At 70.5% G+C, this 16,386-nt stretch carries 17 protein-coding genes; 12 read left to right on the top strand and 5 right to left on the bottom strand.

From position 1 onward, the window contains the following. Window positions 1-158: 158 nt before the first annotated feature. Window positions 159-1,139, top strand: a complete 981-nt coding sequence (locus AB0F98_RS08280; protein ID WP_357730579.1) for an NlpC/P60 family protein — start codon at window positions 159-161, stop codon at window positions 1,137-1,139. Between the two features lie 69 nt (window positions 1,140-1,208). Here AB0F98_RS08280 and AB0F98_RS08275 read toward each other — a convergent pair whose 3' ends face one another. From AB0F98_RS08275 to AB0F98_RS08265, 3 genes are all read right to left on the bottom strand, one after another. Further along, window positions 1,209-2,198 (bottom strand): sigma-70 family RNA polymerase sigma factor, encoded by a 990-nt coding sequence (locus tag AB0F98_RS08275; RefSeq protein ID WP_175649268.1) that lies wholly within the window; start codon window positions 2,196-2,198, stop codon window positions 1,209-1,211. Window positions 2,199-2,707: 509 nt separating this feature from the next. Next, window positions 2,708-3,667 carry an N-acetylmuramic acid 6-phosphate etherase gene (murQ, locus tag AB0F98_RS08270; RefSeq protein WP_357730576.1) on the bottom strand — a complete coding sequence of 320 codons (960 nt, stop codon included), beginning with the start codon at window positions 3,665-3,667 and terminating at the stop codon, window positions 2,708-2,710. Continuing rightward, entirely contained in the window at window positions 3,664-4,578 is a 915-nt protein-coding gene (locus tag AB0F98_RS08265) for a MurR/RpiR family transcriptional regulator (RefSeq protein ID WP_357730573.1), read from the bottom strand. Before AB0F98_RS08265 ends, murQ begins: the two co-directional genes overlap by 4 nt. Window positions 4,579-4,876: 298 nt before the next feature. Here AB0F98_RS08265 and AB0F98_RS08260 point away from each other — a divergent pair, with 298 nt between their 5' ends. Then, entirely contained in the window at window positions 4,877-5,569 is a 693-nt protein-coding gene (locus AB0F98_RS08260) for an SDR family NAD(P)-dependent oxidoreductase (protein WP_357730569.1), read from the top strand. 57 nt (window positions 5,570-5,626) lie between these two features. Here the strand turns inward: AB0F98_RS08260 and AB0F98_RS08255 are convergent, their stop codons facing one another. After that, window positions 5,627-6,334 carry a thymidylate kinase gene (locus AB0F98_RS08255; RefSeq protein WP_357730566.1) on the bottom strand — a complete coding sequence of 236 codons (708 nt, stop codon included), beginning with the start codon at window positions 6,332-6,334 and terminating at the stop codon, window positions 5,627-5,629. On the opposite strand from AB0F98_RS08255, the gene AB0F98_RS08250 reads away from it, so the two are divergent. The 5 genes from AB0F98_RS08250 to AB0F98_RS08230 all read left to right on the top strand — a co-directional run bounded on the left by AB0F98_RS08250 (window position 6,270) and on the right by AB0F98_RS08230 (window position 8,907). After that, window positions 6,270-7,076, top strand: a complete 807-nt coding sequence (locus AB0F98_RS08250; RefSeq protein ID WP_357730563.1) for a nucleotidyltransferase — start codon at window positions 6,270-6,272, stop codon at window positions 7,074-7,076. The genes AB0F98_RS08255 and AB0F98_RS08250 overlap by 65 nt on opposite strands. Next, a complete protein-coding gene (locus AB0F98_RS08245; RefSeq protein WP_357730560.1) occupies window positions 7,073-7,348 on the top strand; it encodes a BON domain-containing protein in 276 nt (91 codons plus the stop codon). Before AB0F98_RS08250 ends, AB0F98_RS08245 begins: the two co-directional genes overlap by 4 nt. 9 nt (window positions 7,349-7,357) lie before the next feature. Beyond that, on the top strand, window positions 7,358-8,119 hold the full coding sequence (locus AB0F98_RS08240; RefSeq protein ID WP_357730556.1) for a metallophosphoesterase: 762 nt from the start codon (window positions 7,358-7,360) through the stop codon (window positions 8,117-8,119). Window positions 8,120-8,124: 5 nt separating this feature from the next. Next, window positions 8,125-8,271, top strand: a complete 147-nt coding sequence (locus tag AB0F98_RS08235; RefSeq protein WP_167364351.1) for a GPGG-motif small membrane protein — start codon at window positions 8,125-8,127, stop codon at window positions 8,269-8,271. 138 nt (window positions 8,272-8,409) lie between these two features. Continuing rightward, window positions 8,410-8,907, top strand: coding sequence for a TspO/MBR family protein (locus AB0F98_RS08230; RefSeq protein ID WP_357730551.1), 498 nt, complete (start codon window positions 8,410-8,412; stop codon window positions 8,905-8,907). 99 nt (window positions 8,908-9,006) lie between these two features. On the opposite strand, the gene AB0F98_RS08225 is transcribed toward AB0F98_RS08230, so the two are convergent. Further along, window positions 9,007-9,783, bottom strand: coding sequence for a peptidoglycan DD-metalloendopeptidase family protein (locus tag AB0F98_RS08225; RefSeq protein ID WP_357730547.1), 777 nt, complete (start codon window positions 9,781-9,783; stop codon window positions 9,007-9,009). A gap of 248 nt (window positions 9,784-10,031) precedes the next feature. Between AB0F98_RS08225 and AB0F98_RS08220 the strand changes: the two genes are divergently transcribed. The 5 genes from AB0F98_RS08220 to AB0F98_RS08200 all read left to right on the top strand — a co-directional run bounded on the left by AB0F98_RS08220 (window position 10,032) and on the right by AB0F98_RS08200 (window position 16,341). Next, window positions 10,032-11,375: an ABC transporter substrate-binding protein gene (locus AB0F98_RS08220; RefSeq protein ID WP_357730545.1), complete on the top strand. Its 1,344-nt coding sequence runs from the start codon at window positions 10,032-10,034 to the stop codon at window positions 11,373-11,375. Between the two features lie 68 nt (window positions 11,376-11,443). After that, window positions 11,444-12,493, top strand: coding sequence for a sugar ABC transporter permease (locus tag AB0F98_RS08215; protein ID WP_357730542.1), 1,050 nt, complete (start codon window positions 11,444-11,446; stop codon window positions 12,491-12,493). 1 nt (window position 12,494) lies between these two features. Beyond that, the gene (locus AB0F98_RS08210) at window positions 12,495-13,460 is read left to right on the top strand and encodes a carbohydrate ABC transporter permease (RefSeq protein WP_357730539.1); all 966 of its coding nucleotides are present in this window, start codon (window positions 12,495-12,497) and stop codon (window positions 13,458-13,460) included. Window positions 13,461-13,530: 70 nt separating this feature from the next. After that, on the top strand, window positions 13,531-14,601 hold the full coding sequence (locus AB0F98_RS08205; protein ID WP_357730536.1) for a LacI family DNA-binding transcriptional regulator: 1,071 nt from the start codon (window positions 13,531-13,533) through the stop codon (window positions 14,599-14,601). Between the two features lie 78 nt (window positions 14,602-14,679). After that, window positions 14,680-16,341 carry a glycoside hydrolase family 13 protein gene (locus AB0F98_RS08200; RefSeq protein ID WP_357730533.1) on the top strand — a complete coding sequence of 554 codons (1,662 nt, stop codon included), beginning with the start codon at window positions 14,680-14,682 and terminating at the stop codon, window positions 16,339-16,341. Window positions 16,342-16,386: the final 45 nt, after the last annotated feature.

Here is a 16,386-nt window from a genome sequence, read left to right as displayed (position 1 = left end):
GCCAACATTCGTCCCGACTTCCACTGCGCACCACACCCGTCCCGGGTTAGGTTTGGCGAGCCGGTCCGGCCCAGTGCCCACCATCCGGAGGGCCCCGGCCCGGTGCCATCGGGGGCGTCAGCACCCATCGGTGGCCGTGGGAGAGGAGCCTTCCGCTCTTGTCATCCCTGAAAACAATGCTGCGCACACTGGCGGTCACCGGCCTGGCGGCCGCGCTGGTCGCACCGGCCACGGCGGCCCGGGCAGAGCCCTCCCCCGCCGATCTCACCCGCCAGATCGAGCGCTCCTCGACGCAACTGGAGCGGGTCGTCGAGTCGTACAACAAGCTCCGCGAGGACATCAAAACCAACAAGGCCGCGGTGGACCGATTACAGGCCCGCATCGGCCCGCTGGAACGGCAGACCGAGCAGAGCCGAGCGGACGTCGCGGAGATCGCCGCGACCGCGTACAAGACAGGTGGCTTGCAGGCCGCGGACGCACTGCTCCGTCCCGGCGGCTCGGCCGCCATGCTGGACCGCCTCGGCACGATCGAGCACCTGACCCGGCAACGCCAGGCTCGAATCTCCGGATTCACCGAGAGCCAGCGACGGCTGGTCGACGAGAAGACCCGGCTGAACAGGGTGCTCGTCCGGCAGGACGCCCAGGCCCGGGCGTTGACCAACACCAAGTCACGCATCGAGCGGGATCTCGCTCGCCTCTACGACCTGCGCCGCACGGCGTACGGCCGGGCGACCGAGGCACCCGCGGACCCCGCAGCCCGGCCCGACCCCGACCGGCAGGCACCCGCCGTCTCCGGTCAGGCCGGCGTCGCCGTTCGATACGCCTACGGGGCCATCGGGAAGCCGTACGTCTGGGGTGGGTCCGGCCCCAACGGCTACGACTGTTCGGGCCTGACCTCGGCCGCCTGGCGGACGGCCGGAAAGTCCCTGCCACACAACGCCCGGATGCAGTGGGGGGCGGTGGCCCACATCGGCCGCGGCGAGCTACGCCCGGGTGACCTGATCTTCTACCGCGGGCTCGGACACGTCGCCCTGTACGTCGGCGACGGCCAGGTGATCGACGCGCCGAGCGCCGGCCGGAACGTACTCAAGAGGGGCATGAACATGATGTCCATCCATGGCTACGGCCGGGTGCGCTGATCCCACCTGACGACGAACGGCCGGCGTCCCCCTATCGGACACCGGCCGTTCGTCGTGTTGGTTGGTACGTCAGGCCGCCTGGAGCCCCTCCGCCCGGGCCAGCTCACGAAGCCGGCCGAGGGCCTGGATCTCCAGCTGCCGGATCCGCTCGCGGGAGAGCGAGAACCGCGACGCGACCTCGGTGAGCGAGTGCTCGCGCCCGTCCTCCAGCCCGTAGCGGGCCCGCATGATGCCGGCGGAGCGGTCGTCGAGGTGGTTCAGCAGACCCTCGATCCGCTGCCGCTCCAGGCCGGTCAGCACGATGTCCTCCGGCGACGGGGCGTCGCTGTCGGCCACCAGGTCACCGAGGTTGGTGTCGCCGTCGTCGCCGACCGGCGTGTCCAGCGACACGGTGTCCTGCGACCAGCGCACCAGCTCGTTGACCCGCTCGACGGTCACGCCGAGCGCCGCCGCGATCTGCTCCGGCTCCGGGTCGCTGCCCAGCTCGCGGGTGAGCTGCCGGGCCACGTTGCGCATCCGGTTGACGTCCTCCACCAGGTGCACCGGCAGTCGGACGGTGCGCTCCTGCTGGGCGATCGCCCGGCTGATCGCCTGGCGGATCCACCAGGTGGCGTAGGTGGAGAACTTGTAGCCGCGCTCGTAGTCGAACTTCTCGACCGCCCGGACCAGTCCGGTGTTGCCCTCCTGGATCAGGTCCAGCATGGGCATGCCCGAACGCACGTACCGACGGGCGATCGACACGACCAGTCGGAGGTTCGCGCGGATGAAGAGGTCCTTCGCCCGCTCCCCCTCGACGACCAGGCGCTCCAGATCCTCCCGCGCGACACCGGCGGGGACGCGGTCCTCGTCGAGCAGGTGCTCGGCGTAGAGGCCGGCCTCGATCGCCTTGGAGAGATCGACCTCCTTGGCGGCGTCCAGCAGCGGCGTCCGGGAGATCTCGTGCAGGTAGACGCCGACCAGGTCACGCTCCTCGGCGACCTCGTCGGTTCGCATGCCGATGTTCTTGTCCACGTTGCCCACGGTCCCCTCGCTCGCGCCGGTTGCCCGGTTCCTTGCCATCCCCACGTCCATCAGCCCTCCCCCGAGACTTCCGCTGTGCCCGTCGGTGGTGACACCTACACAACAGTTGAGACGTGTCGGGGATTCCATGTCGTGAGTCGAAACTGTCACGAATGCCTGAGTAGTAGCTGAAAGCGCGATCCATGTTTGCTGTCAGCACCCCGCCGGGTGGCTCGCCTTGGGCACCACGTACGGGTCGGTGGCACGACCGCTCACCGTCGCCCCTGATATGGCAGCACTGCGGATAGGAGGGGGACAGCGACCCGGGTCACCACCAGGGGTGCGATCCTGGTCACTGCCGAATACGCACCGGTGGACGGGGCGGTTCATCCACGGAGTTGGTAATACCCCACGCCTCGATGAACAATCCGAAGCCGGGTTCTATGCCCGCCCGCCGGACGGGTCCCCGACCGGCTCGGACACCGCCTGCGCGGCCTCCGCGTTCGCCCCGGATCGCGCCCAGCGCACCCTCGCGCCGGGTGACGTCACGATTACCTTTCGACGTCCGCTCAGGGGGCGAGCAGGGTGAGCGCCCCGCGTACCTGGTCGTCGGCGCGGGCCAGGGCGGCCCGGGCGGCCGGTACTCCGGCGCCGGAGACGAGCGAGACCAGGGCGGTCTTCAGGTCACCCTCGGCCTCGGTGAGCGCCCGCCGGGAAACCTCCTCCGAGCACCCGGTGGCCTCGATCAGTATCGAGATCATCCGACCACGGAGTTTGGCGTTGGTGGCCACCATGTCGATCATGAGGTTCGAGTAGACCCGTCCCAGCCGAACCATGACGGCGGTGGAGAACGCGTTCAGCACCAGCTTCTGCGCGGTGCCCGCCTTCATCCGGGTCGACCCGGTGACCACCTCCGGTCCGGTATCCACCCCGATGAAGACGTCCACCGACCGGGCGGCCTCCGCCTCCGGATTGGCGCAGAGCAGCACCGTCGAGGCGCCCTTGGCGCGGGATGCGGCGAGCGCACCCAGGACGTACGGGGTGCGGCCGCTGGCGGCCAGCCCGACCACCAGGTCACCTGCGCGTACGCAGTCGGCCGCCTCGACCGCTCCGCCCCGGTCGTCGTCCTCGGCGTTCTCCACGGCCCGCCACACGGCGTCCGGTCCACCGGCGAGGTGAGCGCAGACCCAGTCCCGAGGCGAGTTGAAGGTGGGTGCGAGCTCGGCGGCGTCCAGGACGCCGAGACGGCCCGAGGTGCCGGCACCGAAGTAGTGCACGCGGTGGCCGCCGCGCAGGGCCGCCACGGCCAGATCGACCGCGGCGGCGATCTCGTCGAGCACGTCCGCGACCGCGGCCGGTACCAGCCGATCCGCCTCGTTGATGACCGCGAGCACGTCTCGGGTGGCCATCAGGTCCAGATCGACGCTGAGCGGGTTGCGGCGCTCGGTGGGGGCGCCCACCCGGACGACCGGGCGGGCATCCGGGGCGGGCGACGACACCTCATCCGGCTCGACGGCGCCGGTGGTCATGCCCGCCTCCGTCCGCTGCCCACCCGGTGGGACTGGACGGCCTCGGCGGTCACCTCGAGGGCCTTCTTGGCACGGGCCCGGTTACGGGCGGCCACCCCCACGAAGAGGCAGTCGACCACGGTGAGCTGCGCCAACCGGCTCGCCATCGCCCCGGATCGGTAGGTGGTCTCCCGCGCCGCGGTGGTGAGCACGAAGTCGGCGACGTCGGTGATCGGTGAACGGGGGAAGTTGGTGAGCGCAACGGTGGCGGCACCCCGGGCCCGGGCCTGTTCCAACACCTCGATCACGTCGGAGGTGGTGCCGGTGTGCGAGATGCCGACGGCCACGTCGCCGCGACCGAGCAGCGCGGCCGAGGTCAGCGCGGTGTGCACGTCCGGGAAGTAGAAGGCGGTGCGGCCGATCCGGTGCAGCTTCTGCTGGAAGTCGGAGGCCACGAAACCGCTGGCGCCGGCCCCGTAGACGTCGATCCGGCCGGCGCCGGCGATCGCGTCGACCACCCGCTCGCAGACGGCCGGGTCGAGCTGCTCGGCGGTCTCCTCGACCGCACGGGCGTCGTTGAAGGCGATCGTGGCGATGATCTGAGCCAGGTCGGCACCGGGCGGGATGTCACCTCCGACCACCCGGGCGTCGGGCGGCTCGATCCGGCGGGCGGCCTCGGCGGCGAGCCGGATGCGCAGCTGGGGGTAGCCGTCCATGCCGACGGACCGGCAGAACCGGATGACCGTCGCCTCGGAGGTCTCGGCTGCGGTGGCGAGATCCGTGATCGTCCGGCGCGCGGCGTCGGCCGGGTCGGCCACGACCAGCCGGGCGACCCGCTGCTCGGCCGGCGACAGCGACGGGAGCAAGCCACTGATGTGGACGATCAGCCCACCGGGCTCGTGACTCGCAGAAATCTTCGGACTCTTCGCCACGGATGAAACTTACTTTCACGACGCGTGAGCGTCAACCATGACTGCGCGTGTTGGGGTAGTACCGCCGACGGTGGCCCACCATCCGGGACAGCGTGCCACCCCCGCCGAACCCGGCGCGTCAGCCGCCAGGGCCGGGTCCGCCGTCCCCGACGGTGGCGAGCGACACGGGCATCCGACCCGTTCCAACCGTACGGCGGCGCACGACATCCGGTCCGGCAGTCCGGGATCGGACGACTCGCCGTCGTCGCCCCGGACACCCGCGTGAAGCCGCACTTCCGCCGGGGTTAGCGTGTGCCGTATGGCGCGACACAGTGTGCTCGTCACCGGCGGGGCAGGCGGGCTGGGCACGGCGGTCACCACCGCCTTCGTCGAGGCGGGTTGGCGGGTGGTCGTACCGGGGCGGAGCGACCGGTCCGCGGCGGAGCCGGCGGCCGACGGCGTACACCGCCTGGTCGCGGACGTCGCCGACCCGGACGGCGCGGCCCGGGCGGTGCAGGCGGCCGCCGACGACCCGGACGCGCCGCTGCGCGCGGTGGTCAACCTGGTCGGCGGATACGCCAGCAGCGGGCTGGTACACGAAACGTCGATCGACGAGTTCGAGCGGATGCTCACCGTCAACCTGCGCCCCACCCACCTGGTCACCCGGGAGGCGCTGCCGCATCTGGTGGCCGCCGGTGGCGGTGCCGTGGTCTGCGTCTCCGCCCGCGCCGCGATCAGCCCGTTCCCCGGCGCGGCCGGCTACGCGACCGCCAAGGCGGCGGTGCTCGCCTTCTCCAATGCGGTGGCCGTCGAGTACCGACGTTCCGGTGTGCGGTCCAACACGGTGCTGCCGAGCGTCATCGACACCCCGGCCAACCGGGCCGCCCAGCCGGACGCCGACCATTCGCGCTGGGTCCCCCCGGCCGAGATCGCCGCGGTGATCCGGTTCCTCGCCTCCGACGAGTCCGCCCCGACGAGCGGAGCGACAGTGCCGGTGTACGGCCGGGCCTGATCCGGTCGCCGGCCACCGCCGGCGCCGTGGCGATCGCCGCCGCGTCCCAGCGGCTGGTCACGCCGATCTCAGTGATTCCGGCTGGTTCTCCCGCCCGCCGCTCGTCAGCGGCGGGCCGGTCGCGGCTTCGGCGGCGCCGAACCAGTCCGCGAGGTGGTGCCGGATCTGTCGGGACACCTCGTCGGCCGACCGGCCGGCGTCCACCAGGATGAAGGTCGGGTACTCCGGCAGGGTCCGGTAGGCCGTGTCGGCGGCGGTCAGCCAGCCCAGCGTCTCGTGGTCGGTGCCGCGCCGCTCGATCCGCCGGTACGCCTCAGCCGGGTCGAGGGAGAGCAGGAAGGTCACCTGCGGCTGCGGGAAGACGCGGTAGCCGACCCGGGCCAGCCGCTCCCAGCGGTGCCCACCGTGCGCCCGGATGCTCGCGTACTGGCAGGCGGCGTAGCGGTCCATCACGGCCGTCCGCCCGGTGACCAGGCAACTGACCAGCGCGAGGGCGATGGCGAGCCAACGCAGCACGGACTCCACGGCCAGTAGCCCGTCCCGCCCGACCAGCCGCTGCGCGTCCGGGCGACCGAGTCGTTGGGCGATCCGGCCGAGCCAGCGTCGGCCGCCGGCGTTGCGGTGATAGGTGGCGGGACGCCCGGCCGCGGCGAGCGCGTCGGCGAGCAGGTGCGCCTGGGTGGTCTTGCCCGAGCCGTCGATGCCGATCAGGGCGACGCTGCGCAACCGGGCTCGGCGACGTCGCGCCCGTAGTGATCTGACCACCTTGCACAGGCTATCGGACCCGCGCCCCCCTGGCCGTGGCTTATATACCATTTACGCCCGTTTCGCGCCCACCCGCCACCGCCGCAGGTGTGGGCGACCCGAATGCCGGGTACCGAAGCCGGAATCAACCGCCTGTTACGACCGACGGGAGACCCAGATGGCCGAGCGCGGGGACGAGAGTCTTCTGCACACCCTCAAGAAGGTCGCCGCCGTGCTCAAGCAGTCCGACATCCCCTTCGCGCTCGGCGGCAGCTTCGCCGTGTACGCACACGGTGGTCACTCCAGCGACCACGACGTCGACTTCCTGATCCGGGAGGTCGACGTCGACCAGGCGTTGGAGGCCCTCGTGGAGGCGGGTTTCACCGCCGAGCGCCCGCCGGAGGACTGGCTGGTGAAGGTCTACGACGACGAACGGATGGTGGACCTCATCCACCGGCCGATCGAGACGCCGGTGACGGAGGAGACGTTCGCCGACACCCTGGTACGGCCCGTCGACGCGATCCACATGCCGGTGCTCTCCGCCACCCAACTGATGGTGCACAAGTTGCTCAGCTTCTCCCAGCACTACTGCGACTTCGCCCGCGGCCTTCCCCTCGCGCGCTCGTTGCGGGAGCAGATCGACTGGGAACGGGTACGGAAGGAGACGCAGCACTCGCCGTACGCCGAGGCGTTCCTGGTGCTGCTGGACCGGCTGGAGGTGGTGCCGCACTCCGGCACCCCGGCAGAGGAGGGGACATCGTGACCCAGCACCGTGGCACCAGCACCGGGCCACCCGACGAGTACCTCGAGGCGGAGATCCAGCGAGCGCTGGCCGAGGATCCGTCCATCGCCGAGCAGGGCATCACCGTCGTCCGCCGGGAGACCGGTCTCGTGCTCTACGGCGAGGTCGAGAGCCCCCACCGGCGCGAAGAGATCCTCCGCCGCGTCGCGGGCCGCTTCCCGAACCTACCGGTCACCAGCGAGATCGGGGTGGTCCGCACCGAGGCGCCGACGCAGATCGAGCAACTGCCCTGAGGAGGTTCCATGGTGATAAGGATCGCTGCCGTCGGCGACGTGCACCTCGACGAGGACGTGGTGGGCCGCTTCCGGCCGGCCCTGGAGGAACTGTCCGACTGCGCGGACGTGCTGCTGCTCGCCGGTGACCTGACCCGGCACGGGACCGAGGCGGAGGCGCGCTGCGTGGCGCAGGAGTTCGGTGGGTTGGACGTGCCGGTGATCACCGTGCTGGGCAACCACGACCATCAGTGCAACCAGGTGCCCCAGGTGGTCAAGGTGCTGGAGGACGCGGGCATCACCGTGCTGGAGGGCAACGGCGTGGTGCTGGAGTGCACCGGTGGCAGGCTCGGCGTGGCCGGGGTGAAGGGCTTCGGGGGCGGCTTCGCCGGGCGCTGCGCCAGCGACTTCGGCGAGCCGGAGATGAAGGCGTTCGTCCACACCACCACGGAGAGCGCGGACCGACTGGCCGAGGCGCTCCTCAGCCTGGACTGCGACCTGCTGGTGGCGCTCACCCACTACGCACCGGTGCCGGACACGCTCGCCGGCGAGCCGCCGGAGATCTACCCGTTCCTCGGCGCGTACCAGCTCGGCCAGGCGATCGACTCCGCGCCGACCGCGCTCGCCGTGCACGGGCACGCGCACGCCGGCAGTTCGCGGGGCACCACCCCGGGCGGGGTACGGGTCCGCAACGTCGCCCACCCGGTGATCAAGCAGGCGTACAGCGTCTTCCACCTGGGCGATCACCTTGATCATGGAGAGGTTTCTCGTTTGAGCGCGTCGGGTATTTGATCGACATGGAGCTGATTCTTTGGATTCTCGCGGTCGTACTGGTCGTTGCCGGCATCCTGGCGCTGTTCCGCCGGCAGATCCTGTGGGGCATCGTCCTCATCATCGTCGGGCTGCTCGTGGGCCCGGGAGGTGTCAGCATCTTCACCAATTGACGCCGCCACACCCCCTCACCACTGGACCCGCCGGGGTCGTCGTGGCCGGCCGCTCCGTCCTCCCGACAGGAGCACCGGTCCCGGCGGCCCCGGCGCCGTGACATCCGGACCCGCCCGCCAGCGGCCTACCACCGAGGGATGAGCATGAACACGTCACGTCTGGCACGGCGTATCGGCACCCGAGCGAAATGGGCGCTGCTCGGCTTCGGCGCGGCGGTCGCGGTGGCCGCCACCGTCGGCGCGCTCGGTGTACGCGGCACCTCCGCCGAGTACGCGGCGCTGGATCGTCCCTCCTGGGCCCCGCCCGGATGGCTCTTCGGCCCGGTCTGGACCCTGCTCTACGTGATGATCGCGCTGGCCGGCTGGCTGGCCTGGCGACGCGTCGGAATCGGCGCCGCCTTCTGGGCCTGGGTCGCCCAGCTCGTGCTCAACGCCGCTTGGACGCCGCTCTTCTTCGGTGCCCGCCGTTACGGGGCGGCCTTCGCCGAGATCGTCGTGCTGTGGCTGGCGATCGCGCTCACCGTCCTGCTGTTCGCTCGCGTGTCCCGCCCGGCGGCGCTGCTCATGCTTCCCTACCTGGCCTGGGTCACCTTCGCGGCGGCCCTCAACTTCGCCATCTGGCGGCTCAATCCCTGACCGACGCCGGCCGTCGCGCCGACACCGGCGGTCGTACGGCTGCCGGCGCTGGTCCGCGCCGGTGGGCCCGGCCGGGTCCGGTCGGGCCCACCGGTCAGGTCAGCACCGTGGCACGCCCGGAATGAACCCGTCGTACCCGGTGTACACGTACGCGTCGGAGATGAACCGCCCGGAGCCGATCCGGTCCCAGATCGAGCTGGTGCCGTAGGTGCCGGTGACCGTGGTGCCCGTGGTCTGGCAGTGGATGGTCACCTGGGCACCATCCGCGACCGTGCCGACCGAGGCGTAGCCGGTGCCGGGTCCGGAGCGAACGGTCAGCGCGGTGCCGCTGGTGTTGACGGTGCCGGTGGCAGTGCCGCCGGACGAGCACCCGTTGTCACTGGTGTAGTTCTTCGTCCCCCAGTAGAGGGCGAGCGCGCCGTTGAACCGGACCTTGATGTCGCCGCCGTCGAGGCGCTGCTCGTAGTGCAGGTGCGGACCGGTCGAGCCGCCGGTGCTGCCGACCCAGCCGATCACCCTTCCGTAGCCCACCGCCTGGCCGACCGAGACGTTGAAGCCGCTCAGGTGCGCGTAGTAGGTGTGGTAGCCGCCGGCGTGGCTGATCCGGACGTACTTGCCGTAGCTCGTGCCGCCGAGGTCGGTCACCCGGTCGACGGTGCCCGGCGCGCTGGCGACCACCGGATCCCCCGAATCGTCGGTGCGGTTGAAGTCGACCGCGTTCGCCGGGCTGTGGTTGGTCCGCGTCTGGCCGGACCAGACCTGACCGCATGGGAAGGGCACCTTGAAGGTCGGCGCGGCCATTGCCGGCGTCGCGGGGACCAGAGTCCCCGCGACGAGCAGGCCGGCCGCCACCAGGCTGAACCATCGCTTACTCATCCAGCTCCTCCTATGTCGATATCCTTCAATGAGTCGCATACAGCTTGACAGATATTGACGGATATCGAAAGAGGGCGTGTCTCTGCGGTGGGAGCGTGCCCACTCCGCTACCTGGAGGTTTCCGGATTGTTACTCGGTCGTGTCTGACGGGGGCTGGACCACGCGCCATGCAAGCGCTTACATGTTGGGACGCCCATCGGACCGGCGCCGGTTCTACTACGACCGCGCCGGCAAGAAAGGAGGACGGCATGGCGGTCTTCACCAGACCACGCCAGGCCTTCGCGATCGCCGGCGTACTGGGGCTGGCGCTCAGCGCCACCGCCTGCGGCACCGGCAACGACAAGGGAAGCAGCAACGCGAACTCCGCGGAGTGTGCCGCATACGACAAGTACAAGGGCCACGACGGCAAGAAGGTCACGATCTACTCGTCGATCCGTGACCTCGAGGCCGACCGCCTCGACGAGTCCTGGAAGACCTTCGAGGACTGCACCGGGATCGACATCGACCACGAGGGCAGCCCCGAGTTCGAGGCTCAGCTCCCCGTGCGGGTTGACGGCGGCAACGCCCCCGACCTGGCCTTCATCCCGCAGCCGGGTCTGCTCAAGCGGTTCGTCGACTCGGGCAAGCTGAAGCCGGCCAGCGCCGACACCAAGACGATGGCCGAGCAGAACTACTCGCCCGACTGGCTGAAGTACAGCACCGTGAACGGCCAGTTCTACGGCGCCCCGCTCGGCTCGAACGTGAAGTCCTTCGTCTGGTACTCCCCGAAGATGTTCAAGGAGAAGGGCTGGACCCCGCCGACCACGTGGGACGACCTGATCAAGCTCAGCGACACGATCGCAGCCAGCGGCATCAAGCCGTGGTGCGCCGGCATCGAGTCGGGTGAGGCCACCGGCTGGCCGGCCACCGACTGGATCGAGGACCTGATGCTGCGGACGCAGACCCCCGAGGTCTACGACCAGTGGACCACCCACGGCATCCCGTTCAACGACCCGCGGGTCGCCGAGGCGGTCGACCGCGCCGGCCAGATCCTCAAGAACGAGAAGTACGTCAACGGCGGCTTCGGCAACGTGAAGAGCATCGCCACCACCGCCTTCGGTGAGGCCGGCCTGCCGATCACCACCGGCAAGTGCGCGCTGCACCGGCAGGCGTCCTTCTACGCCAACCAGTGGCCCGAGGGCACCAAGGTGGCCGAGGACGGCGACGTCTTCGCGTTCTACTTCCCGGCCATCGACCCGGCCAAGGGCAAGCCGGTCCTGGGCGGCGGCGAGTTCGTCGCGGCCTTCGCCGACCGGCCCGAGGTGCAGGCCGTCCAGACCTACCTGGCGTCCGGCGAGTACGCCAACAGCCGCGCCAAGATCGGCGACTGGGTGTCGGCGAACAAGCAGCTGGACCTGGCCAACGTCCCCAACCCGGTGGACAAGCTCTCCGTCCAGATCCTGCAGGACAAGAGCACGGTCTTCCGCTTCGACGGTTCCGACCTGATGCCGGCCGCCGTCGGCGCGGGGACGTTCTGGAAGGGCATGGTCGACTGGATCAACGGCAAGGACACCGCGTCGGTGCTGCAGGGCATCGAGAGCAGCTGGAAGTGATCTGAACCGGTGGGCCGGCTCGCGGAACGCGGGCCGGCCCACCGGCCAATGAGGACCTGGGAGGGTCGATGGAGTTCGACTTCGCGGAGGAACAGCCGAAGTTCCTCATGCTGATGTACGGGCTGATCGCTTTCGTCGCGGTGGTGGGTGGTCTGCTCCTGCTTCTCGACGTGGTGCCGGCCTGGTTCGCCCGCCGCCGGGAGGCGCGGCTCGTCGCCGCCTCCGCCAGCGGCGCCCCGCTCCCCCGCAGGCCGAGACAGCGGGAGGGCTTCTTCGCCCTCTTCTTCCTGCTGCCGACGCTGCTGCTGCTCACCATCGGGCTGGTGGTCCCGGCCATCCGCACCGTGTTGCTCTCCTTCATGGATTCGAACAGCACCAACTGGGTGGGGCTGCACAACTACGGCTGGATGTTCTCCGACGGCTCGATCGTCCGGGTGCTGATCAACAGCCTGGTCTGGGTGCTCCTGGTTCCGCTCGTGGCCACCGCCTTCGGCCTCATCTACGCCGTGCTGGTGGACCGAGTCCGGTTCGAGGCGTTCGCCAAGTCCCTGATCTTCCTGCCGATGGCGATCTCCTTCGTCGGCGCCAGCATCATCTGGAAGTTCGTCTACGCGTACCGAGGCGACGGCCAGGAGCAGATCGGTCTGCTCAACCAGATCGTGGTCAGCCTCGGCGGTGAGCCCAAGCAGTGGCTGCTCGAGTCGCCGCTGAACACGCTGCTGCTGATCGTCATCATGGTCTGGATCCAGGCCGGTTTCGCCATGGTGGTGCTCTCCGCCGCCATCAAGGCCATCCCCGCCGACATCATCGAAGCGGCCCGGCTCGACGGGGTCAGCCCGTGGCAGATGTTCTGGCAGATCACCATGCCGAGCATCCGCCCCGCGCTGATCGTCGTGGTCGTGACCATCACCATCGCCACGCTCAAGGTCTTCGACATCGTCCGGACCTCGACGAACGGCAACTACGACACCAGCGTGATCGCCAACGAGATGTACAACCAGGCGTTCCGCTACGGCGAGAACGGGCAGGGCTCCGCGCTCGCGGTCTTCCTGTTCATCCTGGTGATCCCGGTCGTGATCTACCAGATCCGCAACCTCCGTCAGCAGCGGAAGGGCTGAGATGACCACCGCCACGCCCACTGTCGCCGTCGGCACCCAGCGGACCGACGCTCCGAAGACCGTCGCCGGCCGGGTCCGCAAGCGGCTGAACAGCCGCACGGCCACCCTGATGTCGATCCTCATCGCGCTCTTCTGGACCGTCCCCACCTTCGGCCTGTTCATCTCCTCCTTCCGGCCGGAGGACCAGATCAAGACCACCGGCTGGTGGACGTTCTTCACCGACCCGCAGTTCACGCTGGAGAACTATCAGCAGGTCCTGTTCGGCCGATCCTCGTCCTCCGGGCAGCTCGCCAGCTACTTCATCAACTCGTTGGCGATCACCATCCCGTCGGTGCTCTTCCCGATCGCCTTCGCGGCCCTGGCCGCGTACGCGCTGGCCTGGATCAACTTCCGAGGCCGGGAATGGGTCTACATCGCGATCTTCGCGCTGCAGATCGTGCCGCTGCAGATGGCCCTGGTGCCGCTGCTGAAGTTCTTCTCCACCGGCGTCACCGTCGCCGGCATCCAGGTGCTGCCGGCCTGGGACCTGGTCGACGAACAGAAGTTCGCCCAGGTGTGGTTCGCCCACACCTGCTTCGCGCTCCCGTTCGCGGTCTTCCTGCTGCACAACTTCATCTCGCAGCTGCCGGGTGACCTGATGGAGGCGGCCCGGGTCGACGGGGCCAGCCACCCGAAGATCTTCCGCACCATCGTGCTGCCGCTGATCACCCCGGCGCTCGCCGCGTTGGGCATCTTCCAGTTCCTCTGGGTCTGGAACGATCTGCTGGTCGCGCTCATCTTCGCCGGGGGCGGGGACGAGACCGCCCCGCTCACCGTCCGGCTGGCCGAGATGGCCGGTACCCGCGGCAACGAGTGGCAGCGACTCACCGCGGGTGCGTTCGTGTCGATCATCGTACCGCTGATCGTGTTCCTGTCCCTGCAGCGCTACTTCGTGCGCGGGCTCCTCGCCGGAAGCGTGAAGGGCTGAGGCACGTCGTCCGCCGCCGCCCGCGATCCGGTGGGCGGCGGCGGACGCGGCCACGGAGCTGGGGGGAACCGTGACCACGATCGATGATGTCGCCCGGTTGGCCGGGGTCTCCACGGCGACCGTCTCCCGGGCGCTGCGCGGCCTCCCGACGGTCTCGCCCGCGACGCGGCACCGGGTGCTCGCCGCAGCCGAGAAGCTGCAGTACGCCGTCTCGCCGAGCGCGTCACGCCTGGCCGGTGGCCGGACCGGTACGATCGCCGTGGTGGTCCCGCAGATCACCCGCTGGTTCTTCGCCACCGTCGTGGAGGCGGTCGAGAAGTTCCTCCACGAGTCGGGGTACGACCTGCTGCTCTACAACCTCGGCGGCCGTGAGCAGTCCCGGCAGCGGGTGCTGCGGACGGCCAACCTCCACAAGCGCGCGGACGCCATCATGCTGGTGGCCACCCCGCTCTTCCCCGCCGACGTCAGCGCGCTCACCGCGCTGGAGGTGCCCGGCGTGACGATCAGTTCGGGCACTCCGGTACCGGGGTGGCCCTGCGTACGGATCGACGATCTGACCACCGCGCGGACGGCCACCCGGCACCTGCTCGACCTCGGGCACCGCCGGATCGCGCACATCTCCGGCTACCCCCACGACGCGCTCTCCTTCACCGCGCACGCCGAACGGCGGCGCGGCTACCAGGAGGCGATGCGGGCGGCCGGGCTGCGGCCGGATCCGAGCCTGGACGTCGAGTCCCAGTTCACGATCGCGGGCGGCACCCGGGCCACCGCCGAGCTGTTGGCTCGCGGGGAACCGCCTACGGCGATCGTCGCGGCCTGCGACGAGATGGCGATGGGCGCGCTGGCGGCGCTGCGTGACGCGGGGTTGCGGGTACCCCACGACGTCAGCGTGATCGGCATCGACGACCACGACCTGGCCGGCGTGCTCGGCCTCAGCACCGTGGCCCAGCCGGCGGCGGAGCAGGGCCGGCTGGCCGCGCGCATCCTGCTCGACCCGCTCGGCGGGCACGCCCTCGACACGGTCGACGGCCGGCCGCTCACCGCATCCGGCCCGTCCCGGCCGGACACGCAGAACCCGCCGGTGATCCTGCCCACTCGGCTGGTCGTACGCGAGTCGACCGCACCGCCCCGGGCACACTGAACGCACCGCCCGCCGGCGACGCCGGCGGCCACACCGCACCACACGCACGACACACGGGAGAAGGCCCTGAACACCAACGTGAGCAAGGAAGACCGATCCGGCGGCCCGATCGCCGGCTGGTGGACCGAAGTGGTCATCTACCAGATCTACCCGCGCTCGTTCGCCGACTCGAACGGGGACGGGATCGGGGACCTGCCCGGCATCACCGCCCGCCTCGACCACCTCGTCGAACTGGGCGTCGACGCGGTGTGGCTCTCCCCCTTCTACCCCTCGCCGCAGGCGGACGCCGGGTACGACGTGGCCGACTACCGCGACGTCGACCCGCTCTTCGGCCGGTTGCCGGACGCGGACGAGCTGATCGCCGGGGCGCACTCCCGTGGCCTGCGGGTGATCGTCGACCTCGTGCCCAACCACACCTCGTCGGCGCACCCGTGGTTCACCGCCGCCCTGGCCACCGCGCCGGGCAGCCTCGAACGGAGCCGGTACGTCTTCCGGGACGGCCGGGGTCCGGACGGTGGGCAGCCGCCGAACGACTGGCAGAGCGTCTTCGGCGGACCGGCGTGGACCCGCGTCGTCGAACCCGACGGTCGGCCCGGCCAGTGGTACCTGCACCTGTTCGACACCGGCCAGCCGGACCTGAACTGGGACAACCCCGAGGTGCGCACGGAGTTCCTCGACGTCCTGCGCTTCTGGCTGGACCGGGGCGTGGACGGTTTCCGGGTCGACGTGGCGCACGGTCTCATCAAGCAGGCCGACCTGGCCGACTGGCAGGAGCCGCAGGAGATCCTCTCCGGCAACGAAGCGGACCGGCCCCGCCCGCCCATGTGGGACCAGGACGGGGTGCACGAGATCTACCGCGACTGGCGCCGGGTGCTGGACGGCTACCCGGGTGAGCGGATCCTCGTCGCCGAGGCGTGGGTGGAGCCGGCCGAGCGGCTCGCCCGCTACGTGCGGCCCGACGAGATGCACCAGGCGTTCAACTTCGAGTACCTCCTCGCAGCCTGGACCGCGCCCGCCCAGTACGCGGTGATCACCCGCTCGTTGGAAGCGACCGACTCGGTCGGCGCGCCGACGACCTGGGTGCTCTCCAACCACGACGTGGTGCGGCACGCCTCCCGTCTCGGCCTGCCGATCGGCACGCCGCGCCCGAACGGCATCGGCGTCGGCGACCCGCAGCCGGACGCCGCGCTCGGCCTGCGCCGGGCCCGGGCGGCCACCCTGTTGATGCTCGCCCTGCCCGGCTCGGCCTACCTGTACCAGGGTGAGGAACTGGGGCTGCCGGAGCACACCACGATGCCCGACGAGGCCCGGCAGGACCCGACCTGGGCCCGTAGCGGGCACACCCAGCGCGGCCGCGACGGCTGCCGGGTGCCGATCCCGTGGGAGGCCGACGCGCCGTCGTACGGCTTCGGCCCGACCGACGCGAGCTGGCTGCCGCAGCCGGAGGTCTGGGCCGAGTACGCCCTGGACCGGCAGCGGGAGGTGCCCGGCTCGACGTACGAGATGTACCGGACCGCCCTGCGGCTGCGCCGGGAGCACGGGCTGGGCCAGGGCACGCTGCGCTGGCGTGAGTCCGGCGATGCCGTGCTGACCTTCGACAACGGCGACCTGACCGTGCTCACCAACTTCGGCGAGGCGGCGGTCGCCCTGCCGGCCGGCGCCGAGGTGCTGCACACCAGCGAGCCGCTGACCGACGACGGGTCGGTGCCGACCGACGTGACGGTCTGGTTCCGCGCCTGAGCCGTCGACTTCGGGCCCCGGCCGACGCTCGGCGTCGACCGGGGC

The organism is Micromonospora sp. NPDC023737 (assembly GCF_040639715.1).
Classification (GTDB): Bacteria; Actinomycetota; Actinomycetes; order Mycobacteriales; family Micromonosporaceae; genus Micromonospora.
The sequence above is the reverse complement of the archived record's forward strand: the minus strand, read 5'-3'. Positions and strand labels throughout refer to the sequence as shown.

What these genes read in the sequence shown, in the direction of transcription:
- AB0F98_RS08275 (WP_175649268.1), bottom strand. Translation starts at nt 2,198, where the DNA reads ATGGCAAGGAACCGGGCAACCGGCGCGAGCGAGGGGACCGTGGGCAAC.
- murQ (WP_357730576.1), bottom strand. Translation starts at nt 3,667, where the DNA reads ATGACCACCGGCGCCGTCGAGCCGGATGAGGTGTCGTCGCCCGCCCCG.
- AB0F98_RS08260 (WP_357730569.1), top strand. Translation starts at nt 4,877, where the DNA reads ATGGCGCGACACAGTGTGCTCGTCACCGGCGGGGCAGGCGGGCTGGGC.
- AB0F98_RS08250 (WP_357730563.1), top strand. Translation starts at nt 6,270, where the DNA reads ATGCCGATCAGGGCGACGCTGCGCAACCGGGCTCGGCGACGTCGCGCC.
- AB0F98_RS08240 (WP_357730556.1), top strand. Translation starts at nt 7,358, where the DNA reads ATGGTGATAAGGATCGCTGCCGTCGGCGACGTGCACCTCGACGAGGAC.
- AB0F98_RS08235 (WP_167364351.1), top strand. Translation starts at nt 8,125, where the DNA reads ATGGAGCTGATTCTTTGGATTCTCGCGGTCGTACTGGTCGTTGCCGGC.
- AB0F98_RS08230 (WP_357730551.1), top strand. Translation starts at nt 8,410, where the DNA reads ATGAGCATGAACACGTCACGTCTGGCACGGCGTATCGGCACCCGAGCG.
- AB0F98_RS08225 (WP_357730547.1), bottom strand. Translation starts at nt 9,783, where the DNA reads ATGAGTAAGCGATGGTTCAGCCTGGTGGCGGCCGGCCTGCTCGTCGCG.
- AB0F98_RS08220 (WP_357730545.1), top strand. Translation starts at nt 10,032, where the DNA reads ATGGCGGTCTTCACCAGACCACGCCAGGCCTTCGCGATCGCCGGCGTA.
- AB0F98_RS08215 (WP_357730542.1), top strand. Translation starts at nt 11,444, where the DNA reads ATGGAGTTCGACTTCGCGGAGGAACAGCCGAAGTTCCTCATGCTGATG.
- AB0F98_RS08210 (WP_357730539.1), top strand. Translation starts at nt 12,495, where the DNA reads ATGACCACCGCCACGCCCACTGTCGCCGTCGGCACCCAGCGGACCGAC.